The sequence below is a fragment of the Bradyrhizobium sp. 604_D8_N2_3 genome (assembly GCF_051810765.1).
GTDB lineage: Bacteria > Pseudomonadota > Alphaproteobacteria > Rhizobiales > Xanthobacteraceae > Bradyrhizobium > Bradyrhizobium barranii.
In genome coordinates this window covers 1-16,817 of record NZ_JBPWPM010000002.1, presented here as the reverse complement: position 1 = coordinate 16,817, position 16,817 = coordinate 1, and the positions used below count along the sequence as shown (strand labels likewise).

The window sequence follows — 16,817 nt, the reverse complement described above, 5'->3', positions numbered from 1 at the left end:
GCCTGTTCAAAGCATGGCAGTGATATCGCAGCGCAGGCCGGAAGGATGGTAATCGATTTTGGTCTGGCCGCCGAGGTCGCGGATAAGAATGTCTTCAAGAAGCCGGGTGCCGAAGCCTTTTCGGGTCGGCGGGGTCACGACCGGTCCGCCGCTTTCTTTCCAGCCGAGCTGCAACAGCCCGTCGTGCACGGTCCACCGCAGCGATACGCGGCCTTCAGGATGTGATAACGCTCCGTATTTGGTCGCGTTCGTCGCAAGCTCGTGCAGGGTGAGGGACAGCGCCAGCGCGTGCTTTGGAGAGACCGTGATATCGGTCCCCTCCGTTTTCACCTGAGCCGGGCTGAAGGCGTTCAGCGCGCGCGCCGCGACATCGGTCAGGTTCGCGCCGGTCCAGGCACGCATGGTGAGAAGGTCGTGCGCCTGTGCCATCGAACGGATACGCTGCTCGACTGCCTGCCTTGCGGAGGGCAGGTCGCGTGCATTCCGCATCGTCTGCGCGGTGATCGCGTGGATCGTCGCCAGCGTGTTCTTAACACGGTGGTTCAGCTCATTCAGGAGGAGCCGCTGCTGTTCTTCGGCCTGCTTTAATTCAGTGAGATCGCGGCTTGCGCCTGTGATCGCCACCGGCTTCCTCGAAGGCCCTTCGCCTTCGAACTCGACGAGCCCCCAGGCGCTGAGCCAGCGCCAGCTGCCGTCGGGCTGCTTTACGCGATACTCCACGTCGTACAGGCCATCGCCTTCCGGATCGAGCGCCTTGGCGACGCGCGACCACATCAGCTCCATATCGTCGGGATGGAATTTGAGCTTTACACCTGCATCGTCGTGGACAAACCGTGCTTCGGTCAGGCCGTAAAGTCGCTGCGCGTTTTCATCGTAGACGCAGATATTGTCGGCAAGCGTGTAACGCCACGTCCCCATTTGCGAGGCGGTCATTGCGAGATCGAATGTGCGTTTCTGGCGCTCCAGCGACTCGCGGAGGTCACCTTCGTCGGTCAGATCCTGAACCAGGCCGGGCGAGTTTGGATTTCCACTCCTCGAACCGGTTGGCGTCGTCGTCCCCGGGCGCGCGGTCGGCACTGTCAGATCGTGGCGACCCATGATTTCAAAAATTGAGCCGTCAACTTTATCGACGCAGTAATTGCACATGCAGATCATGCGGCGACCGCGAACCGCATTCTGAACGAGCGCCTCGTAATCAAGAAAATCCGGCAATTGCTCGCTTGGGACCCAGGCGCAGTTTCCGCTCGTCCTGAGACCGCTATAGCCCGCTCCGAGAGCGTCCTGTTCACGCTGTACGAGGCCGCTGACGAGCTCGCGGGGCTTTAGCTTTTCCCCGGCTGCGTACCATTCATCGCCGTTGACGATTTCGATCTGTCTGCCGCGCTCGCGCTTGTCGAGGTCGGGGACGGCATTACGCAGCGCCGAGCGCGCGTCGTCTGCGTTGAACGCCTTTCCGGTCACCCAGAGGCATTGTTCATTATTCCGGAGACCTGCCGTGAAGTAGGGCACGAGCAAGTCGCGCAGCTCGTCACCTGAGCCGAAGAAATGGGCGAGGTGGCTACCCCACTGGAGTTGGGGGACGGTCGGGAGACCGGATGGGGACCAGGGCTGCATTCTCGCTCATAGGCATTTTCGAATTAAGTGATCACATCACTGATAACATTTTTGCGGGCTCCCCGGAAAGCATCTTTGTTAAGGCAGGTCTGCTTCCCCGGAGGGACGTTCGCAGTATTCCTGCGAATCCAACCGCGTATTTCCGAGAGAAACAAACGGGTTAACCGGCGCCGCAATATCCGGGTGCGCGAAGCGCTGGCTGGCAGAGGGGCTGGTTCGCGATGGGTTAAGCCGTCGCGGACAATTTGCTGACGCTGGCGATCGCTTGCGCAAGGTCCTGCTCGAAGAAGGGCTTCGCGAGGCGGCGCAGGGCTTGGGCCGGCCCTTCCGGCAGTTCCGCGTAGCCGGTAGCAATGATGATCGGAAGGTCGGGCCAGTCGCTGCGGACCGCTTCTGCGAGTTCAGATCCGGTCATGCCCGGCATGGCCTGGTCGGTGATAAGCAGGTCTATGTCGCCCTTCTCATGGATGAGGCCGAGCGCTTCCGCGCCGCTGGTTGCGGCGAACACCGTATGCCCGAGTTCCTCCAGCATCGCCAATGTATTGAAAGCGACCAACGGATCATCATCGACACTGACGATCCTGAGGGTGCGCGTCACGGGCGCGGCGGTCGGGGAGCTGCACTCCTGCTTCTCGTCTGTTTCAGAGGCCGCGACAGGCAGGCAAAGTTCGACCGTCGTTCCCTCGCCAGGTTTGCTCTTGAGATAGAGCTTGCCTCCGGACTGCTCGGTCATGCCGAGCACCATCGGCAGCCCAAGTCCCGTTCCCTTTCCGACGCCCTTAGTCGTATAGAACGGTTCGGTCGCGCGTCGCACAGTCTCTTCATCCATGCCGGTGCCGGTATCCTTGACCGCCAGACAGACATAGCCGCCGGGTTTAAGTCCGGGCTCGTCATGCACTGTGCGTTCGCGCGCGGAGATGACGATCGTGCCGCCCTTAGGCATCGCGTCGCGCGCGTTCATCGTAAGATTGAGAATGGCGAGCTCAAGCTGGTTCGCGTCGGCCGCGACTTTCGGCAAGCCTATCGAGAAGTGAGTTTCGATCTGGGCGCTAGAGCCGAGCGAGCTCTGCAGCAGTTCAGTCATGCCATTAACGAGCTCAGTGACGTTGATGGTCTGGAGCTTGAGCTCCTGACGCCGCGCGAAGGCGAGCATGCGCTGAGTCAGCGCCGCGCCGCGCTGTGCACCCTGCAGCGCATTGTCGAGAAACTGATGCATTTGAGTGTCGCCGGCCGGCAGGCGGCGCTTCATGAGCTCAAGGCTGCCCTGAATGGCCATCAGCAGGATGTTGAAGTCGTGCGCAACGCCGCCGGTCAGGTGGCCGATCGCCTCCATCTTCTGCGCCTGTACCAGCGCCTCTCTGGTGCGATCGAGCTTCTCTTCCGTTTTCTTCCGCTCTGTTACGTCACGCGTGATCTTGGCGAAGCCGATAAGCGCGCCTTCCTCGTCATGGATCGCGTCGAGGACGACATTCGCCCAGAACTGCGAGCCGTCCTTCCGAACCCGCAGGCCTTCTTTTTCGAATCTGCCGTCTTGTCTTGCAGTCGCAAGCGCGAATTTTGGCAGTCCCGAGGAGCGGTCGTCATTCGTATAGAAGACCGAAAAATGCTGCCCGATAATTTCTTCCGGCTTGTATCCCTTGATCCGCTCTGCTCCAGCGTTCCAGCTTGCGACTTTGCCTTCAGGGCTTAGGAGGTAAATCGCGTAATCGGTCACGCCCTGCACCAGCAGGCGAAACTGTTCCTGGCTTCGGCGCAGTTCGGCTTCAGCTGCGCGGCGCTCGGTCAGGTCGCGCGTGACTTTCGCGTATCCGACGAGTTTTCCTTCGCTGTCCTTAATGGGATCGATGATGACATACGCCCAGAACCGGCTGCCGTCCTTACGGACGCGCCAGCCCTCGGCTTCGAATTTACCCTCGCGCGCTGCCGTTTCCAGCGCGCGGCGCGGCAGCTCCGACTTGCGATCTTCCTCGGTATAGAACCTCGAAAAATGCTCGCCGATGATCTCGGATTCCTCGTAGCCCTTGAAGCGCCGCGCGCCCGGATTCCAGCTTGAAACGATGCCTGTCGGATCGAGCATGTAGATTGCATAATCCGTCACCGCCTCGACCAGCATGCGGTATCGGCCCTCAGCCGACTGTGAGGCCTCGAATTTCTTCTTACCGTCCAAAATCATTCCCTGGGTAACAGTCTCACTCAACTTTACAGCAACTTACGCCGGCAGGTTGAAAATAGTTCCTGACGCTTCCGGGCGCAGCTCGGAGTCTGCATCGCTTTAGTCTCCTCGCCGCTACGTCGCATTACCGGGCGGCATCGCGCTCTTTAAAAGAAGGGCGCGAGCGCCGGTGGGCTCGCGCTATCTCAGCAGTCGTTTCCGGCCTTGGGCTTCGCGCCCTGAGATTCCTGCGAGACCGTAGGCCGGCCTTGCATCTGGCGCTGGGCGTCCTGCGAAGAGGTGGCGACGTTGCCGGATGCCTTGTCCATCGTGGCGGTGGGCGGATGTGCGCCGGGTTGCGGTGCGATACCAGTCGTCGTTGACTGCGCCGTGCTGCCTGGCGTCGGCCCGGAGCCCGCGTCCTTGTCTGCCGTATTGCAGGGCCCCGCATGTGCGAAGCCGGTGCCGAGCAGAAGCGCCACGCAGCCTGCGAGGAGATGATGTGTTGCCTTCATGCCAGTGCTCCGCTGATTGTGAATCACGGGCAACCGCCGCTTGCCCGTCATGTTCCTATTCGCGGCGATCATTTGGGCGGCTGCAGTCCTGGCGATCTCAACCATCCCTCGATACGCGCGCCCATGTCGGCGTCGCGGGCTTTTTTCAGGAGCTCCTCGCGCTCTTGCCCCGGAGGCATGCCGTCGGCCCGAAGCCTGATCTGCTCGGCCTGGCGCAGCACGCGCTCTTCCAGGGAAGTGGTCTGCTTGGTGCGGCGACGTTTCATGGCAAACCTCCACGATTGTCTAGGCCTCTCGATAACATTTTTCGGCTTCCAGGGTTCCAATGCAGGAACCTGGTGGTCGCGGCGGGACCGCTAGGAACCCGTGGAAGATCAAAGGTTTGTTGCAAAACACTAACGTTGTGAGCGCCAGATGTTTTCAGGTTTCATTTTCGACGTTGAGGGGACGCTTGTAGACAGCGTGCCGCAAAACCTGCGGAGCCTGCAGGACGCCTTGGAGCGTTTCGGCTGCCGGGTGCCGTATCAGACGCTGCAACTCTATTCCGGCCTTGATGGCGATCAGACGCTGCAGCTCATCCTCCCGGAATCAAGTGAGTCTGTGCGCAAGGAGATTCTGGAGGAGCAGGGGACGATTTACGAACGCGAGTATCTCGCGAGCGTCAAACCGGTCGACGGCGTCAGGGATGTCTTTCGGGCGCTGACCGAACACGGCGGGAAGATCGCACTTGCGACCGACTGCAAGGGCATTGCCTTCAAGCGCTACATCTCACTCATGAACGCTGATGACTTTATCACGGCGACCGCGTGCGGCGATGACGTTGAGCACGGCAAACCGGACCCGCGCCTTGTCGGCATCGCGCTGCGCAAGCTTGCACTGGCCGGCGCGCAGTCGGTGATGGTCGGCGACACGCCTTATGATGCCGAGGCAGGGCTCGAAGCGGGAGCGAAAGCGGCCGGCGTTCTCACCGGCGGCTTTAGCGCCGAGACTCTCTCGCAAGCCGGATGTTTTGTCGTAGCCGAGGATCTTCGAGGTCTTCTGCCTTATCTCCTGCGCGACGAACCCGAGCCGGAACGGATGTAACTGGATTGGCTGCGAAAGTCTGCGTGAACGGCAAGCTCGCGCAGGGCCGATGATGCCGCGGTGCAAACAGGCGTCCTCGCGCAGTTCCTGAAAAAATCCGTTCCTCCGAGGAAATGTCCGTGGGCTCACGAGTTGTCCCGCGAACAAAACCAGGAGGAAAAATCTATGCGAATAGCAACCTTGACGTTCTCCGTCCTTCTCGCGGCTACGGCACTGCCGGCATACGCGCAGCAGACATCTCCTCAGGCGGTCCAGGAAGAAGCCGACAAGGGAGTAAAAACGCGCAACTCCGGCGCATCCGGTGTTGTCGGCGAGCAGAAAGCGGGCTCCTCGAACATGCCGGGCCAGATGGGGACCGGCGATTCATCGGCGCAGCCGACCGCGCAGAACTCGGGTACGGGCGTCAGCGGCGCGCCGGGCAACAAGAACGGTCCGCCCGCGAACGCGACGACGACGGGCACCTCAAACTCGGCTGTCCAGCAGCAGGATAGTTCGGGGGTGAAGGGGCTTCCCGGAAACAAGAGCGGTCCGCCCGCCAGGAAATAAGCTTCATCTTGCGCCTGCCGGGCGCAGCGCTGCTTTCACTGCGCCCGGACTGCACCGATGTGCTGGTAACTCTCATCGCTTCTTTCGGAAGATACAACCTCGCGGGGCAACGCGCTCAGCGGCTCTCTGCTTCTTCGTGCTGCGATCGATATCCATGGCTCTCGCGCGTTGCCGGTCTGCACGATGGTGGCCATACTTCGAGCTTTTTGAATGAAGGGCCACCGCTTCGGCGTGGTTCCGGAGTTAACCTGTTCAGCGGCATCAAGCTTAATATTCGAATGAAGTTGCCGGAACACTCGCATCGGCGAAGATGCAGCACCGGACATTGCCCTCGTTCGGGACCAGCGTGGCGAGCCGTCCGGCGATCATACTCCGCCCGGCGGCTTCGTTGTTGGGGGGACCTGCCAACCTACACCGGGCCAGACCGGCCGTAACCCGGCCTCGGAGTAGATGCTCAGCAATCTAAAAATCGGAGTCGCCTGCAACCCGGCTAGCCCTGCGGCAATGAGCGGGGTTGAAGCGTCAAGGGCCGCCTCCGGCGGCTTGCGGAGCCGTTGACGTAAAGGGGATACGATCCCCTCTCTTTGTGCGAGCTGGACTAATCCGATCCCGGACGACGTGAGGTCCGAAAGTGCCATTGACGGACGTCACCGGCACTCATTTCTTCATTTCACCGCGCATCAGGACTGACTTCAGTTCACTGAGGCAAAACTCAAAAACAGCATTGACGCGCGGTATCCTGCGAAGGTCCCGGTGTGTAACAAGGAACATTGGATAGTCTAATTCGGGAAACGGGCCGAGCACACGGACAAGAGCGTCGTCCGCGGTTGCATACGCTGCCGGCAAGGGAGCGATACCGGCGCCAGACTTGATTGCGAGGTGCACGCTGGGAATATTACTGCATCGCACCGCGACCCTTGCCGCCGGCGCATGCATCTTCATCCACCGGGCCGCTGGTAAAGCCTCGATCTCATCAGACAGTTCGACAACGCTAAAGCCTTTGATGTCGGCAGGCGCGGACGGGCGACCATGGCGTTCGACAAAAGAATGGCTGGCGTAAATTCCCCAAGGGACGTCGGCAATTTTTCGTCCAACCAGCGCCGGGTCATCATCAAGGCTTCCGCCTCGGATTGCAATGTCCGCCTCGCCCTTGGAAAGATCGAGTTTGCGCTGCTCCATGATCAACTCGACTGTGATGCCTGGATTCTCCAGATGAAAGGTATCAAGGAAGCCAGACTTGATGATGCGCTGACCCACCGTCACGTGACTCGTGAGCTTAACCAGGCCAGCCGCGCGCTTGTCGAGCGAAGCCGATTGGCGTTGCAACGTATTGACGGTCGCTTCAACTTGCTCAGCATGGGCCAACAGCTGTTGGCCATGGGATGTCAATCGGTATCCCCCCGCCTGTCGTTCGGCAAGCGAGCAATCAAGAGCCACTTCGAGAGCCCGTAGACGTCGTTGAACGGTCGATTGATTCACGCCCAAAGCTTTTGCGGCGATCCCGGTGCTACCACCGCGCGGACCGCCAGAAAATAGCGCGAAGGTCATTCCAATCCAACATTTGGCTATCCGCATTTTTGCCGAACCGGCGCGCAGACTTGCGGCTCCCGTGCGACCACACGCCATGCTACACCGCCTCTGCATCGGCCGAAGGCAAATGTACTGATTATTTCCTTAACGAAGGAGCGGAAATGAAACAAATCAATGCTCTTGCCGCCCTTGTTGCGCTCGGTGTGGTCACGTTTGGGACAGCATCAATGTCGGGTGCACAGCAAACCGGCGGCAACGAAGATGAATTGGAGATTCGCAAAGTCATTGTAGAAATGACCGAAGGTTTCAACAATCATGATGGAAAAGCTGCTGCGCGGATGTACGCTCCGGACGCTCGATTTGTCAGCGTCAGGGGTGACATGATGAACGGCCACGCCGGAATCGAGAAGGGATTGTCGGCAATACTTTCGGGCAGGGCCAAGAACGCAACGCAGCGAACGATGGATGTCACGGTCAGATTCATACGGCCCGATGTGGCGCTCGCGAATGTCACCAATGAGCTGAGCGGCCTGGTTGCTCCAGACGGTCATGCATTGCCTATCAGGAGCTAAGTCTGCGTGTTTTCGTCAAGGAGGCCGGCGTATGGCAGATTGCAGCGTTCCACAATACGCTGGTTGCACCTTTCGCGCCCCCTCCTAGATGAGCGCCGTGATCGGCTCTGCTTCCAGGCACACGTCGGTATCTCTGGCTGAGTCAAGGTGAGACCTCCGCTCTCTTCGCGCGAGGGATCGTTACCGGAGGCCGAAACTCGGACACGCGAGGTTCGGGGCCAAAGGCCTAGAGCCCGGCCTCGCAGCATTAAGCGGCGAGGCGCGCCATAGCGAACACTTACAACCAAACCCCAGCGCTTACGGAAACCGAAAAATATCCGGACAGATTCGACATTTCGTTGATTTGCTGGCGCCGCGGCTACGGATGAAGCCGCACTGGTGACTGCCGGCACGCTGCTTGCTGCTTAAATCTTTCCCGACGGGGGCGCAGGGCCACGATGCGGCATGCGCCCCCGGAAGCGGGGGTTACGCCCGGTGACTTCCTGCTCGTTCAACTTGAACGCAGCGGAAAGTGGCATACCGGCGATGCCGCCGCCCTGGCTGCTGCCTTGACGCTGCAGGGGAAGCCATTTCGAGGCTGGATCGCTCGTAATCTCGATGCCATTTTCCTTCATATAGGCATAGGTGCGGGCAAGCCGTTCCACCGAAGGTGCGTAGCGGCTGTCATACCATTTCCTGAGATGCCGTGATTGATCGAATTCCTTCGCTTGGTGGCCGCGCTTGAGGCCGACGCTGAGAGCAAGCGTGATTTCTCCGTCGTAGTCACCCTGGTTATGCGCAAGCCACGTCTTATGCCAGGCTATCTGGCCAAGCTGTCCCCGCTCCAGACATCTCAACTCGTGTCTCTCAAGGCGCCTGAGTGCCGTGTAAAGGCGCTCGCTTTCGGCGGCCTCGTTGTCATGGCGCCTTTTCATCGCGGTCTTCACCTCGCGATGAAACTCCTCCATGGTGCGAAGCTGCCTGTGCCGCTGTTTCTCGTAGTAGCGGATAAGCTCTCTCAAGGCCGCAACCTTGCGGAGGTATAGTGCAAGGCCAATCGCCTGCCAGTGCCGCCGGGCGAGGTGGCACTTCTTTTCGGCAAGAAACCACGCGAGCATGACCTTGCGTTCGTGCATCTGCCGGAGCTTGATCTTCTGCCATTGTAGATCAACGGCAAGTTTGCGTGCCCGCTGGGCGCGCAGCAGGCGGTTACGGGCTTCCTCTGCCGCTGCGCCCTTCTTCAGGTGTTCGCGCGCGGCGTCGCGCAGGGCGGCTGCACGCTGAGCCATCAATATCTTCGCGCGCTCCGCCGTTGGGAGGAGTGCGACGGGCAGGTTCTGCAGTTTAGCCGCGACATCCTTTGTTTTCGCACCTTCTATCTGGCGCGGCAGGCTGTGCACGTCGCAGGCGAGGTCCACGACAACGTAGCAGCGTCTGTCGCCTCTCGCGAGAAGGTAGCCGCGCTCCTCCAGGCTTGCCTGCAGGCTCACGCCGTCATCCGACATTCGCCAGGCCTCGGTCACAGCCGCGCGCCGTTCTTCCGGCGTGATGCCGGAGGTCTTTGCCCGCTCCTTGTCGGCGCGGGTTGGCGTCTTTGTCCGGGCTGGTTCATCGAAGCGGGCGGGGCCGCGATCTTCCGCAAGCCCCGGCGGGAGGGTGAGGCCGAACTCCGCGGCCAGCTCCTGCGCGCATTTGCGCAGCTTCTGGCGGTCATGGCCGAGATGGATGGCTTTCATGCGCTCGATGTCGATGCGCGACCACACGACATGGCAATGGTGCCGCCCGTTCTTCACGTGAAAGAGCACGATGCGGGGCTGGCCGGAAAGGCCAAGGCGCTCTTCCATCAACTCCAGTACACGCATGAACTGCGCGCGGGCGAGGGGCCGGGGCGGGTTGATGAAGGCGGCGTAGACGCCTTCTTTCGCGCGCGTGCCTGCGCACAGCGCGTCCATTTCGGTGAGGGCGCCATCGATATCGGTCGCGACCGTGCCGGAGACTTCGGCGAGCTCGATCGTCTCATTATCGGCGGCGTTCTGCAGATGGCGGGCAAGCCAACGCGTATTACCGGTCTGCAGCCCCGAGATAATCAAAGTGACCGCCCGCGCACATTAGTGCCGCGCAATATAACCATGTCCGGGGATTGCAGGATCATGGCTTGCGCCCCAGGGCGGTGAGACACAGAAGGCGAAGCTCCGAGAGATCGCATCCGCAAGCGTGGCCGCGCTCCTGAAGGCCGCGGCCAGCTGGCCGATCCTGCCCAGCAGGAGTGCGACTTCCTCGTGGTTCGAGGTCGGGCGCCTGGCTGCGCGCGGCATGGGGAAGGCGAGGGCGGTGTTTCTGAGAAAGGTAGCGACCGGTACGCCCGCTGCATTAGCTTTTGCGCATATAAGGGCGTCTTCAAGCGGGGTGAAGCGGACAGTGTGCCGCTCGTCTCGCTGCCGTGTCTCGCTGCCGCTCTCCGCCATTGCACCTCCCGCTGTGGCGACTCCCGGGCACATGCCCGGTCGTGGTCGCGAGGGGCGCGAAAGCCCCTCGTCGGTGGGCGTGCATAAAAGCAGCGCTCGCCGCAGGCGGTGTCCAGAGGCGGCCCTGAGCCCCTGGTCGTGGGTACAAGGGGCTCCGAAAAGCCCTTTGCCGGATGTCCGTGAAAGTTACGCTATTCACGGCTCGCAGATCATCCGGGGCGCATCCAAGGCCGCCGATGCCTTGGTCGCAGGGTGCGGGATCGAAAGTCCCGTGTCGCCTGATCATCTGCCAGCGTAATGCTGGCGGAGTTGATCGGGCGACAACAGCGGGGGTCACACGGGGGCGGCGTCTGAAGCCCCCTCAAGATGTGCGCGGTCTGCCCGCGCACATCTTGTATCCATCGCTATCCCCTTATTCTTAGTTTGCCACAACTCAACACAAGGTTGCAAAGTGCGGGCCCGGCGTTTGGGAGGCTACTTCAACGAGCAAGTGGAGGAAGCTGTAAAATATGACACTTCAGCGACTGCTAATTTATAAACGATGCGTTCGGCCTGAATGCGGGATGCGGCAAAACGACCACAGGTAGTGCGGAAGGAACATTCGTGTGGCCAAGCTGTTAGGAGGCCAGGAGCTCAAAAATGGAGGAAACCATGTCAACAGAGGAACGTGAGACGGGCACCCTGATCGGAAGTGACAAGGTTGAAGGCACCGCGGTCTATGGCCCCGATGAAACCAAGATAGGTTCGATCGAGCGCGTCATGATCGACAAGCAGTCCGGCAAGGTCTCTTACGCGGTTTTGAGTTTTGGCGGCTTCCTGGGAGTGGGAGACGATCATTACCCGCTGCCGTGGCAGTCGCTGAAATACGACACGAACCTTGGCGGCTACCGCACCGGCATTACCCAGCAGCAGCTGGAGGGCGCCCCGAAATACGCGAGCGACAATGACTGGAACTGGGGTGACCAAACCCGCACGCGCGCGGTGGATGACTATTACGGACTCGCCCCGATCTGAGGAAATCTCGTAAAAAAGCCCGCCGCAAGGCGGGCTTTTTTCATTGGAGCAGCCTGCGCAAAAAACCGGGCCGCACCTTTCGGCACTGCCCGGTTCGCAGGTAGTATTAGCTGAAAAGCTTCTTCACGGCGTTCCAGTTATCGACGGCGCGCAGGCCCTTGCGCTTGGTGTAGGACTGCATCGGGAAGCCTAAGTAGCGTGGCAGCCAGCCTTCGACCTTGGTCCGTCCGCCGGTCCCGGCAAGGCAATGCCTGATCGCACCCTTCTGAACCGCGGCTGTCTTGGCAACGTGAATATGAGCGGCCTGCTTTCCCGCTAATTCAGCGAGCATCGCATTAATCGCCGGCTTGTCCCGGAGAAGGTCGAGGAAGGCCTCATCCGGCGTCCACCACTCTCTCATGTCGACGGCAAGGAGATGGCCCAGGATCTCGACGGCCTCGCTTCCTGCCGGCAGGGTTTCGGCCATAAGGAAGGTCAGCACCCGCAGGACATCGTCGTCGGGAAGCGTCAGCAGCTTCGCGAACAGCTTTGGAAGATTGACGGAGCCGTATTCGGCCGCGGTCAGGTAACCAACGCCAGGCAGGCCAAGAAGCATCCGCACCTCGCTCTGCTCGGCCGCGAAGACGCCGCTCGCCTTGCCCGCAACTATGGAAGAAGCCGTCGCCTCGTGGCGCGCGCCATCCTGCATTTCAGGCCGGGCCAGCCACAAGCCGTCCCTGCTTATGACGCTGGCGGCGAGAAGACGAAGCGCGATCTGCGGGGATTTCAGGAGCACCGCCCGGACCGCACTCTGACGGTGCAGATCGATGTAGCGCATCGCGGCGCTGGTCAGCTCCGGTTTTGCCGGGCGGCCTCTTTTTCATCCTGCTTTCCCGCATTCGCGCTCCTCTCTATCGCTTTCTCCCGCCGTGCGGCTTCCTTTGCATCGAGCCATCCCTCGTGGAAGCCGATTTCGCCGTTGCCGGCGCAGGAGATATAGACCGCGCCTCCTTTTGCCTTCCCGCGCTTAACCTTGTCGTATTGATAAAACGCCGCGCCGATCTCCATGATGACGACGTTGCTCCAGCCCTCCTCAAGATAGGCGGCCTGGCGGTGAATGACCGCTTCCGTCTGCAGCTTCCAGAACTTCTCGGCGTCGTCGAAGTAGCGCTCCTCGCCGAAGAGGTCGGAGACGATGTTGCCGGTGTAACGCTCGGGCGGGAATATGGCGGACGATACCGGGATTTCCGCGCCGAACAGCCACGCTTTCAGCCGGCGTCCGGTCGGGGCATGCTCTTTCGGGTTTTTGAAGAGCCTGAACCACGCTTTCTGCTGCTTTGCCGTCGCAAGGGTCAGTTGCTGCATCGTCTCGGGCTCGATTTCCCCGTCGCGGTAGACACTTAATATCTGCGGGATAAGCGCCGCTATCGCGAGGCGCCTTTTGACGAGCAGCTCAGTCACCCCGAACTGGCCCGCTATGTCCGCAATGCTCCGGCCTTGAACGGTGAGGACTGCGAAGGCCTCGTACTGGTCGATCTCGTCCATTGGCAGGCGTGCGACATTTTCGGCAAGCGAAGCCTCAAGCGCGGTCGCATCGTCGCCGTTCTCCAGGAGAGCGCAGGGAAGTGGTGCTACGCCCCCTGTTTCTTCCTGCCGTGCCTGGCAGGCGAGAAGCCTGCGTTGACCTGCGACGACTTCATAGCCCTCGCAATTCGGCCGCACGAGAAGTGGCTGGATGACGCCGAGGCTGCGGATGCTGGCGATAAGCTCGCCAAGATCTTCGCCCGCGCCGCGCTTGCGCACGTTCACCGGCGAGACCTTCAGTTCGGACAGTTCGATATGTTGAAGTTTCATGGGTGTTTTTCTCCATGTTATTGGGTGCTGAATTGCACCGGCTCCCCTTTGGTTCAGCCGGACCAAGCCGGGTCCCAAGCTCCTCTTCGTTTCAGGAGGGTCCGCGCGCAGCGCGGAAGCCGGAAACGAAAGGAGCTCTGAGCAACGGACGCGGCGCAGCGGACGGCTGGTAAGATTCGGGGATCGTAAGAAGCTAATTGGGAGTGATCTGGATGCCTCGGTTTGAAACCCGCGCGAGGGACAGTCACCTTCCGGCCGAAACCCGTCCGCGGGGTTCGGGGAGCGCCGCTGGCGGCGCGAGTATGGCCCGCCCGGTAACGGGCGCGCTGAAATCAATCCTGCTGCAGGATTGCCGTGCCCCGCCTAGGAACCCCGCCCGGCGAGGAGGGTTTTTCTCATATGAGCGAACCCATTCCCTGGCTGATCGAGAATGCGATCCAGATCGCCTGGGACTACCTCGAACGTTCCGGGGAAATTATCGATGCCGAAGAGACCAGCCGGTTTCTCCTGAAATCCGTCGATGAGATGGTCCTGAAGGGTGAGCGCAGGAAACTGATGCTGGCCAACCGGGCCATCGACGCCTACCGGCTTCGTAAGCTGCGGCTTGTCTCGTAAGGAGCGAATATGGAAAAGCCGACGCAGCAGCAGCTGGATGAGCTGAAGAGGTTGAGCAGGGAAGCCCGCGTCAACGACTGGTCGGAAATTGTCCAGTCAAAGGAGGAGGCGGAGAACCGCATCCGCGACCTCAAAGAAAAAGCACGAATGGAATAGGTGACGCATGCCTGACGAACCAATTAATGGACGCGAACCCGAATTCTCGGAAGAAGATTTGCAGCGTGAGGCGCTCGGCCCGCGCGGCGTGCCGGGCAAGGAGAGTCCCGCGAAAATGACGCCGCAGGCGGAAAAGAATACGCCCAAAGATCCCGACACCGGCCACACAAAGTAACGCCCGCGCGCAGCAATCCGGACGCTCGGATATTGCACAGTTGCGCATGAGCATCACGGTCGTTGTGGTTCATCACGCAATGTTGCGCTCTCCCGCGCCGTGAGCCGGGCCAGTTCTCTCACCAGCTCGTTTGTAAAATCATTTTCCTGGTCATCGCCGAAGCCGGCGACACCGCATGTCCTCCTTGTCCAGTCTTCGCACCACCGTCAGCTCGCATGGCCGCAAATGCACGGCATTCCTCCACTGCGTTTTGGCCGCAAGCGGTGCAGCCCGCTGCCGAAGGTGCAGGGCCTTCCTCCAGGAGGCCGCGATGGTCGCGGTCCGAACGATGGAGGAAAAAATGAGAGTGATTTCACAATCCGAACTGCTGCGCCTGTCCCGTCTTGAGCTCACGGCGCTCCTGCGCAAAATCGCGAGCGAGCTTCCGGCCTTGCCGGAAGGATCTCACGAGCTGCGGATAGCTCACTACAACCTTTACAATATTCGCCTCACGCTGGCGCGGCCGGATTTCCGACCGCGCTGAGCGCTTCGGGCGTACGCGGTGAGCGCGATCATTCGCGCTCACCAGCCAGCTTCTCGCAGGCGTACCAGACCATGAGGTTCTTGAAGCTGTCGTAATCTGCCAGCATGTCCGAGCGCTTGAAGCCAGCGATCATTTCGCAGACATTCGTGTGACCGTATTCCTCGGCGTCGGCGACGGCCATTGCCCAGATTTCGTCTGCAAAGCGATCGAAGATGCAGACCGTATCGCTGGTGTAGCTGATGGAAGGGAAGCCGCAATCCGCTCCGTGCCGCGCGATGTCCCGCGCATGTGCCTTGAGGTTTGCGTTGAACCACGACTGAAAGCTTGTTGCGCGGATGCGCAGGGACTTGCGTTGGCGGGACCGGTTAGACATCTGAAGCTCCTTCGCTTTCTGAGCCGCCCTGAGTAGCGGTCTCGATGCCCAGCGAAGGCGCCGGGGAACAAGCGGATGCGGAACTTCACCGCAGGTGAAGCGGCCCGGCCTGCCGGAAGCCGAGGGATTAGCCTTGAAGCGTGCGCGCCCCGGCGCAGATTGGCATCCTGAAAGAGACCCCCGGGAGGCTCCGGTATCCAGCGATGGAAGGTGACCGGAATTGGAACGACTCAAACGCAGCCTCGTTAGCCGGCGAGCTTCACCAGCGGTGATGCGACGACCTCAAGACATTGGAGAAGCCCACATGGCAAAGCAGCCAAAGACCCTTGACGACCTGTTTCACGATACCCTCAAGGATATCTACTTCGCTGAGAAGAAAATCCTGGCCACCCTGCCGAAGATGGCAAAGGCTGCTCAGAACGAAGAACTGAAAGCAGCATTCGAAAAACACCGCACCGAAACTGAAGGACAGATCGAGCGGCTGGAAAAGGTGTTCGCCGTGATCGAGAAGAAGCCGCAGGGTAAAACCTGTGCAGCGATCGTGGGCATCAGGGATGAGGGCGCCGAGATCATGGAAGAATATAAGGGCTCGCCCGCTTTGGACGCCGGCCTCCTTGCCGCCGCTCAGGCCGTTGAGCACTATGAGATTTCACGTTACGGCACGATGATTGCCTGGGCCGAGGAGCTTGGCCTTGACGACGCGGTCTCGCTCCTTGAGGAAACCCTCGAAGAGGAAGAGGCGACCGACGAGGCTCTGACTGAAATCGCAAAGACGGCGATCAATCAGGAGGCGGAAGCAGCCTGACACTTACGATAAACTAGAAAATGCCCCGCAGTGCGGGGCGTTTTTTTATGCCCGTCCTGTCTAGGGACGGGCGCCAAGTTCCATTTCTTGACAGTGAATTTCAGACATTCGCCACAAAGCTTGGCGACACCTCCGCCAGTCCCTGCATCAAGGCTGCCGTGACCCGCTATTCACTGGACGAACTACGTCAGCGCTATGTCGTCGAGGGCAGGCCGCTTGAGGCGAGCCTTGAAGAAATCCTGCGCGCTGACGGCCGCGCGGGAGCGCGCGCAATCCTCGCTGCGATTGAAAAGCGGCGCTTTGAAAACCGATCCGAAGGACAGCGGCTTCGCAAGATGCTCCGCTATGAAACGCTTCTCTGGGATCAGGGGCAGGATGCCGTTGCTGGTATCGATGAGGCCGGAATGAGTCCGCTCGCGGGGCCTGTCGCGGCTGCCGCAGTTATCTTGAGGCCAGGCACCCGCATAACCGGCATCGACGATTCGAAAAAGCTGGACGCGAATTCGCGGGAGGCTCTCGCGATCGAAATCAAGGAAAAGGCGGCTTCATGGTCTGTCGCGTTTGTCGAAGTCGAGGAGGTCGACACCATCAACATCTACTGGGCGGCCATCCTTGCAATGCGGCGTGCTGTTGAGGGGCTGGGAGTAACTCCGCAGCATCTCCTGATCGACGCGAAACGCCTGAAAGACGTAGCGATCCCGCAGCAGGCGATTATCAAAGGCGACACTAAATCCGCCAGCATCGCGGCGGCCTCCATTTTGGCCAAGGTCTCGCGCGATGCGCTGATGCGAACGCTCGATACGCTTCACCCGGGCTACGGCTTCGCCGATCACAAGGGCTATCCTGTGCGCGCCCACTATGCCGCCC

At 60.5% G+C, this 16,817-nt stretch carries 20 protein-coding genes; 10 read left to right on the top strand and 10 right to left on the bottom strand.

What is annotated here, in order from left to right; genetic code table 11:
- Positions 1 to 6: 6 nt before the first annotated feature.
- The 4 genes from AB7245_RS44750 to AB7245_RS44735 all read right to left on the bottom strand — a co-directional run bounded on the left by AB7245_RS44750 (position 7) and on the right by AB7245_RS44735 (position 4,547).
- Positions 7 to 1,614, bottom strand: a complete 1,608-nt coding sequence (locus tag AB7245_RS44750; protein ID WP_439035804.1) for a sensor histidine kinase — start codon at positions 1,612 to 1,614, stop codon at positions 7 to 9.
- Positions 1,615 to 1,840: 226 nt separating this feature from the next.
- Complete coding sequence (locus AB7245_RS44745; RefSeq protein ID WP_439035803.1) at positions 1,841 to 3,781, bottom strand: PAS domain S-box protein; 1,941 nt, start codon at positions 3,779 to 3,781, stop codon at positions 1,841 to 1,843.
- Between the two features lie 191 nt (positions 3,782 to 3,972).
- On the bottom strand, positions 3,973 to 4,281 hold the full coding sequence (locus AB7245_RS44740) for a hypothetical protein (protein ID WP_439035802.1): 309 nt from the start codon (positions 4,279 to 4,281) through the stop codon (positions 3,973 to 3,975).
- A 68-nt stretch (positions 4,282 to 4,349) separates the two neighbouring features.
- Positions 4,350 to 4,547 (bottom strand): hypothetical protein, encoded by a 198-nt coding sequence (locus tag AB7245_RS44735; protein ID WP_162479128.1) that lies wholly within the window; start codon positions 4,545 to 4,547, stop codon positions 4,350 to 4,352.
- A gap of 148 nt (positions 4,548 to 4,695) precedes the next feature.
- Between AB7245_RS44735 and AB7245_RS44730 the strand changes: the two genes are divergently transcribed.
- Entirely contained in the window at positions 4,696 to 5,364 is a 669-nt protein-coding gene (locus AB7245_RS44730) for an HAD family hydrolase (RefSeq protein WP_439035801.1), read from the top strand.
- A 180-nt stretch (positions 5,365 to 5,544) separates the two neighbouring features.
- Positions 5,545 to 5,910, top strand: a complete 366-nt coding sequence (locus AB7245_RS44725; protein WP_439035800.1) for a hypothetical protein — start codon at positions 5,545 to 5,547, stop codon at positions 5,908 to 5,910.
- A 657-nt stretch (positions 5,911 to 6,567) separates the two neighbouring features.
- Here AB7245_RS44725 and AB7245_RS44720 read toward each other — a convergent pair.
- Positions 6,568 to 7,458 carry a LysR family transcriptional regulator gene (locus AB7245_RS44720; protein ID WP_439035799.1) on the bottom strand — a complete coding sequence of 297 codons (891 nt, stop codon included), beginning with the start codon at positions 7,456 to 7,458 and terminating at the stop codon, positions 6,568 to 6,570.
- A gap of 143 nt (positions 7,459 to 7,601) precedes the next feature.
- Here AB7245_RS44720 and AB7245_RS44715 point away from each other — a divergent pair, with 143 nt between their 5' ends.
- On the top strand, positions 7,602 to 8,012 hold the full coding sequence (locus AB7245_RS44715; RefSeq protein ID WP_439035798.1) for a YybH family protein: 411 nt from the start codon (positions 7,602 to 7,604) through the stop codon (positions 8,010 to 8,012).
- Positions 8,013 to 8,416: 404 nt separating this feature from the next.
- Here the strand turns inward: AB7245_RS44715 and AB7245_RS44710 are convergent, their stop codons facing one another.
- Positions 8,417 to 10,081 carry a relaxase/mobilization nuclease domain-containing protein gene (locus AB7245_RS44710; protein ID WP_439035797.1) on the bottom strand — a complete coding sequence of 555 codons (1,665 nt, stop codon included), beginning with the start codon at positions 10,079 to 10,081 and terminating at the stop codon, positions 8,417 to 8,419.
- Positions 10,082 to 10,099: 18 nt separating this feature from the next.
- Positions 10,100 to 10,456, bottom strand: a complete 357-nt coding sequence (locus tag AB7245_RS44705; protein ID WP_439035796.1) for a plasmid mobilization protein — start codon at positions 10,454 to 10,456, stop codon at positions 10,100 to 10,102.
- A gap of 651 nt (positions 10,457 to 11,107) precedes the next feature.
- Here AB7245_RS44705 and AB7245_RS44700 point away from each other — a divergent pair.
- Positions 11,108 to 11,470, top strand: coding sequence for a PRC-barrel domain-containing protein (locus tag AB7245_RS44700; protein WP_162479173.1), 363 nt, complete (start codon positions 11,108 to 11,110; stop codon positions 11,468 to 11,470).
- Positions 11,471 to 11,576: 106 nt separating this feature from the next.
- On the opposite strand, the gene AB7245_RS44695 is transcribed toward AB7245_RS44700, so the two are convergent.
- Together AB7245_RS44695 and AB7245_RS44690 are read right to left on the bottom strand one after the other, a co-directional pair.
- Positions 11,577 to 12,287 (bottom strand): hypothetical protein, encoded by a 711-nt coding sequence (locus tag AB7245_RS44695; protein WP_162479133.1) that lies wholly within the window; start codon positions 12,285 to 12,287, stop codon positions 11,577 to 11,579.
- Positions 12,288 to 12,298: 11 nt separating this feature from the next.
- Complete coding sequence (locus tag AB7245_RS44690; protein WP_439035795.1) at positions 12,299 to 13,303, bottom strand: ParB/RepB/Spo0J family partition protein; 1,005 nt, start codon at positions 13,301 to 13,303, stop codon at positions 12,299 to 12,301.
- 399 nt (positions 13,304 to 13,702) lie between these two features.
- Here AB7245_RS44690 and AB7245_RS44685 point away from each other — a divergent pair, with 399 nt between their 5' ends.
- The 4 genes from AB7245_RS44685 to AB7245_RS44670 all read left to right on the top strand — a co-directional run bounded on the left by AB7245_RS44685 (position 13,703) and on the right by AB7245_RS44670 (position 14,772).
- Complete coding sequence (locus tag AB7245_RS44685) at positions 13,703 to 13,918, top strand: hypothetical protein (RefSeq protein ID WP_439035794.1); 216 nt, start codon at positions 13,703 to 13,705, stop codon at positions 13,916 to 13,918.
- A gap of 9 nt (positions 13,919 to 13,927) precedes the next feature.
- On the top strand, positions 13,928 to 14,074 hold the full coding sequence (locus AB7245_RS44680; RefSeq protein WP_231145558.1) for a hypothetical protein: 147 nt from the start codon (positions 13,928 to 13,930) through the stop codon (positions 14,072 to 14,074).
- A 7-nt stretch (positions 14,075 to 14,081) separates the two neighbouring features.
- Positions 14,082 to 14,249: a hypothetical protein gene (locus tag AB7245_RS44675; RefSeq protein ID WP_179945620.1), complete on the top strand. Its 168-nt coding sequence runs from the start codon at positions 14,082 to 14,084 to the stop codon at positions 14,247 to 14,249.
- Between the two features lie 310 nt (positions 14,250 to 14,559).
- The gene (locus AB7245_RS44670) at positions 14,560 to 14,772 is read left to right on the top strand and encodes a hypothetical protein (RefSeq protein ID WP_231145559.1); all 213 of its coding nucleotides are present in this window, start codon (positions 14,560 to 14,562) and stop codon (positions 14,770 to 14,772) included.
- A 28-nt stretch (positions 14,773 to 14,800) separates the two neighbouring features.
- Here AB7245_RS44670 and AB7245_RS44665 read toward each other — a convergent pair whose 3' ends face one another.
- The gene (locus AB7245_RS44665) at positions 14,801 to 15,145 is read right to left on the bottom strand and encodes a DUF7222 domain-containing protein (RefSeq protein ID WP_253575044.1); all 345 of its coding nucleotides are present in this window, start codon (positions 15,143 to 15,145) and stop codon (positions 14,801 to 14,803) included.
- A 304-nt stretch (positions 15,146 to 15,449) separates the two neighbouring features.
- Between AB7245_RS44665 and AB7245_RS44660 the strand changes: the two genes are divergently transcribed.
- Positions 15,450 to 15,950, top strand: a complete 501-nt coding sequence (locus AB7245_RS44660) for a YciE/YciF ferroxidase family protein (RefSeq protein WP_439035793.1) — start codon at positions 15,450 to 15,452, stop codon at positions 15,948 to 15,950.
- 158 nt (positions 15,951 to 16,108) lie between these two features.
- Positions 16,109 to 16,817 (top strand): ribonuclease HII (locus AB7245_RS44655; protein WP_439035792.1); only part of this gene is annotated, 709 nt, incomplete at its 3' end.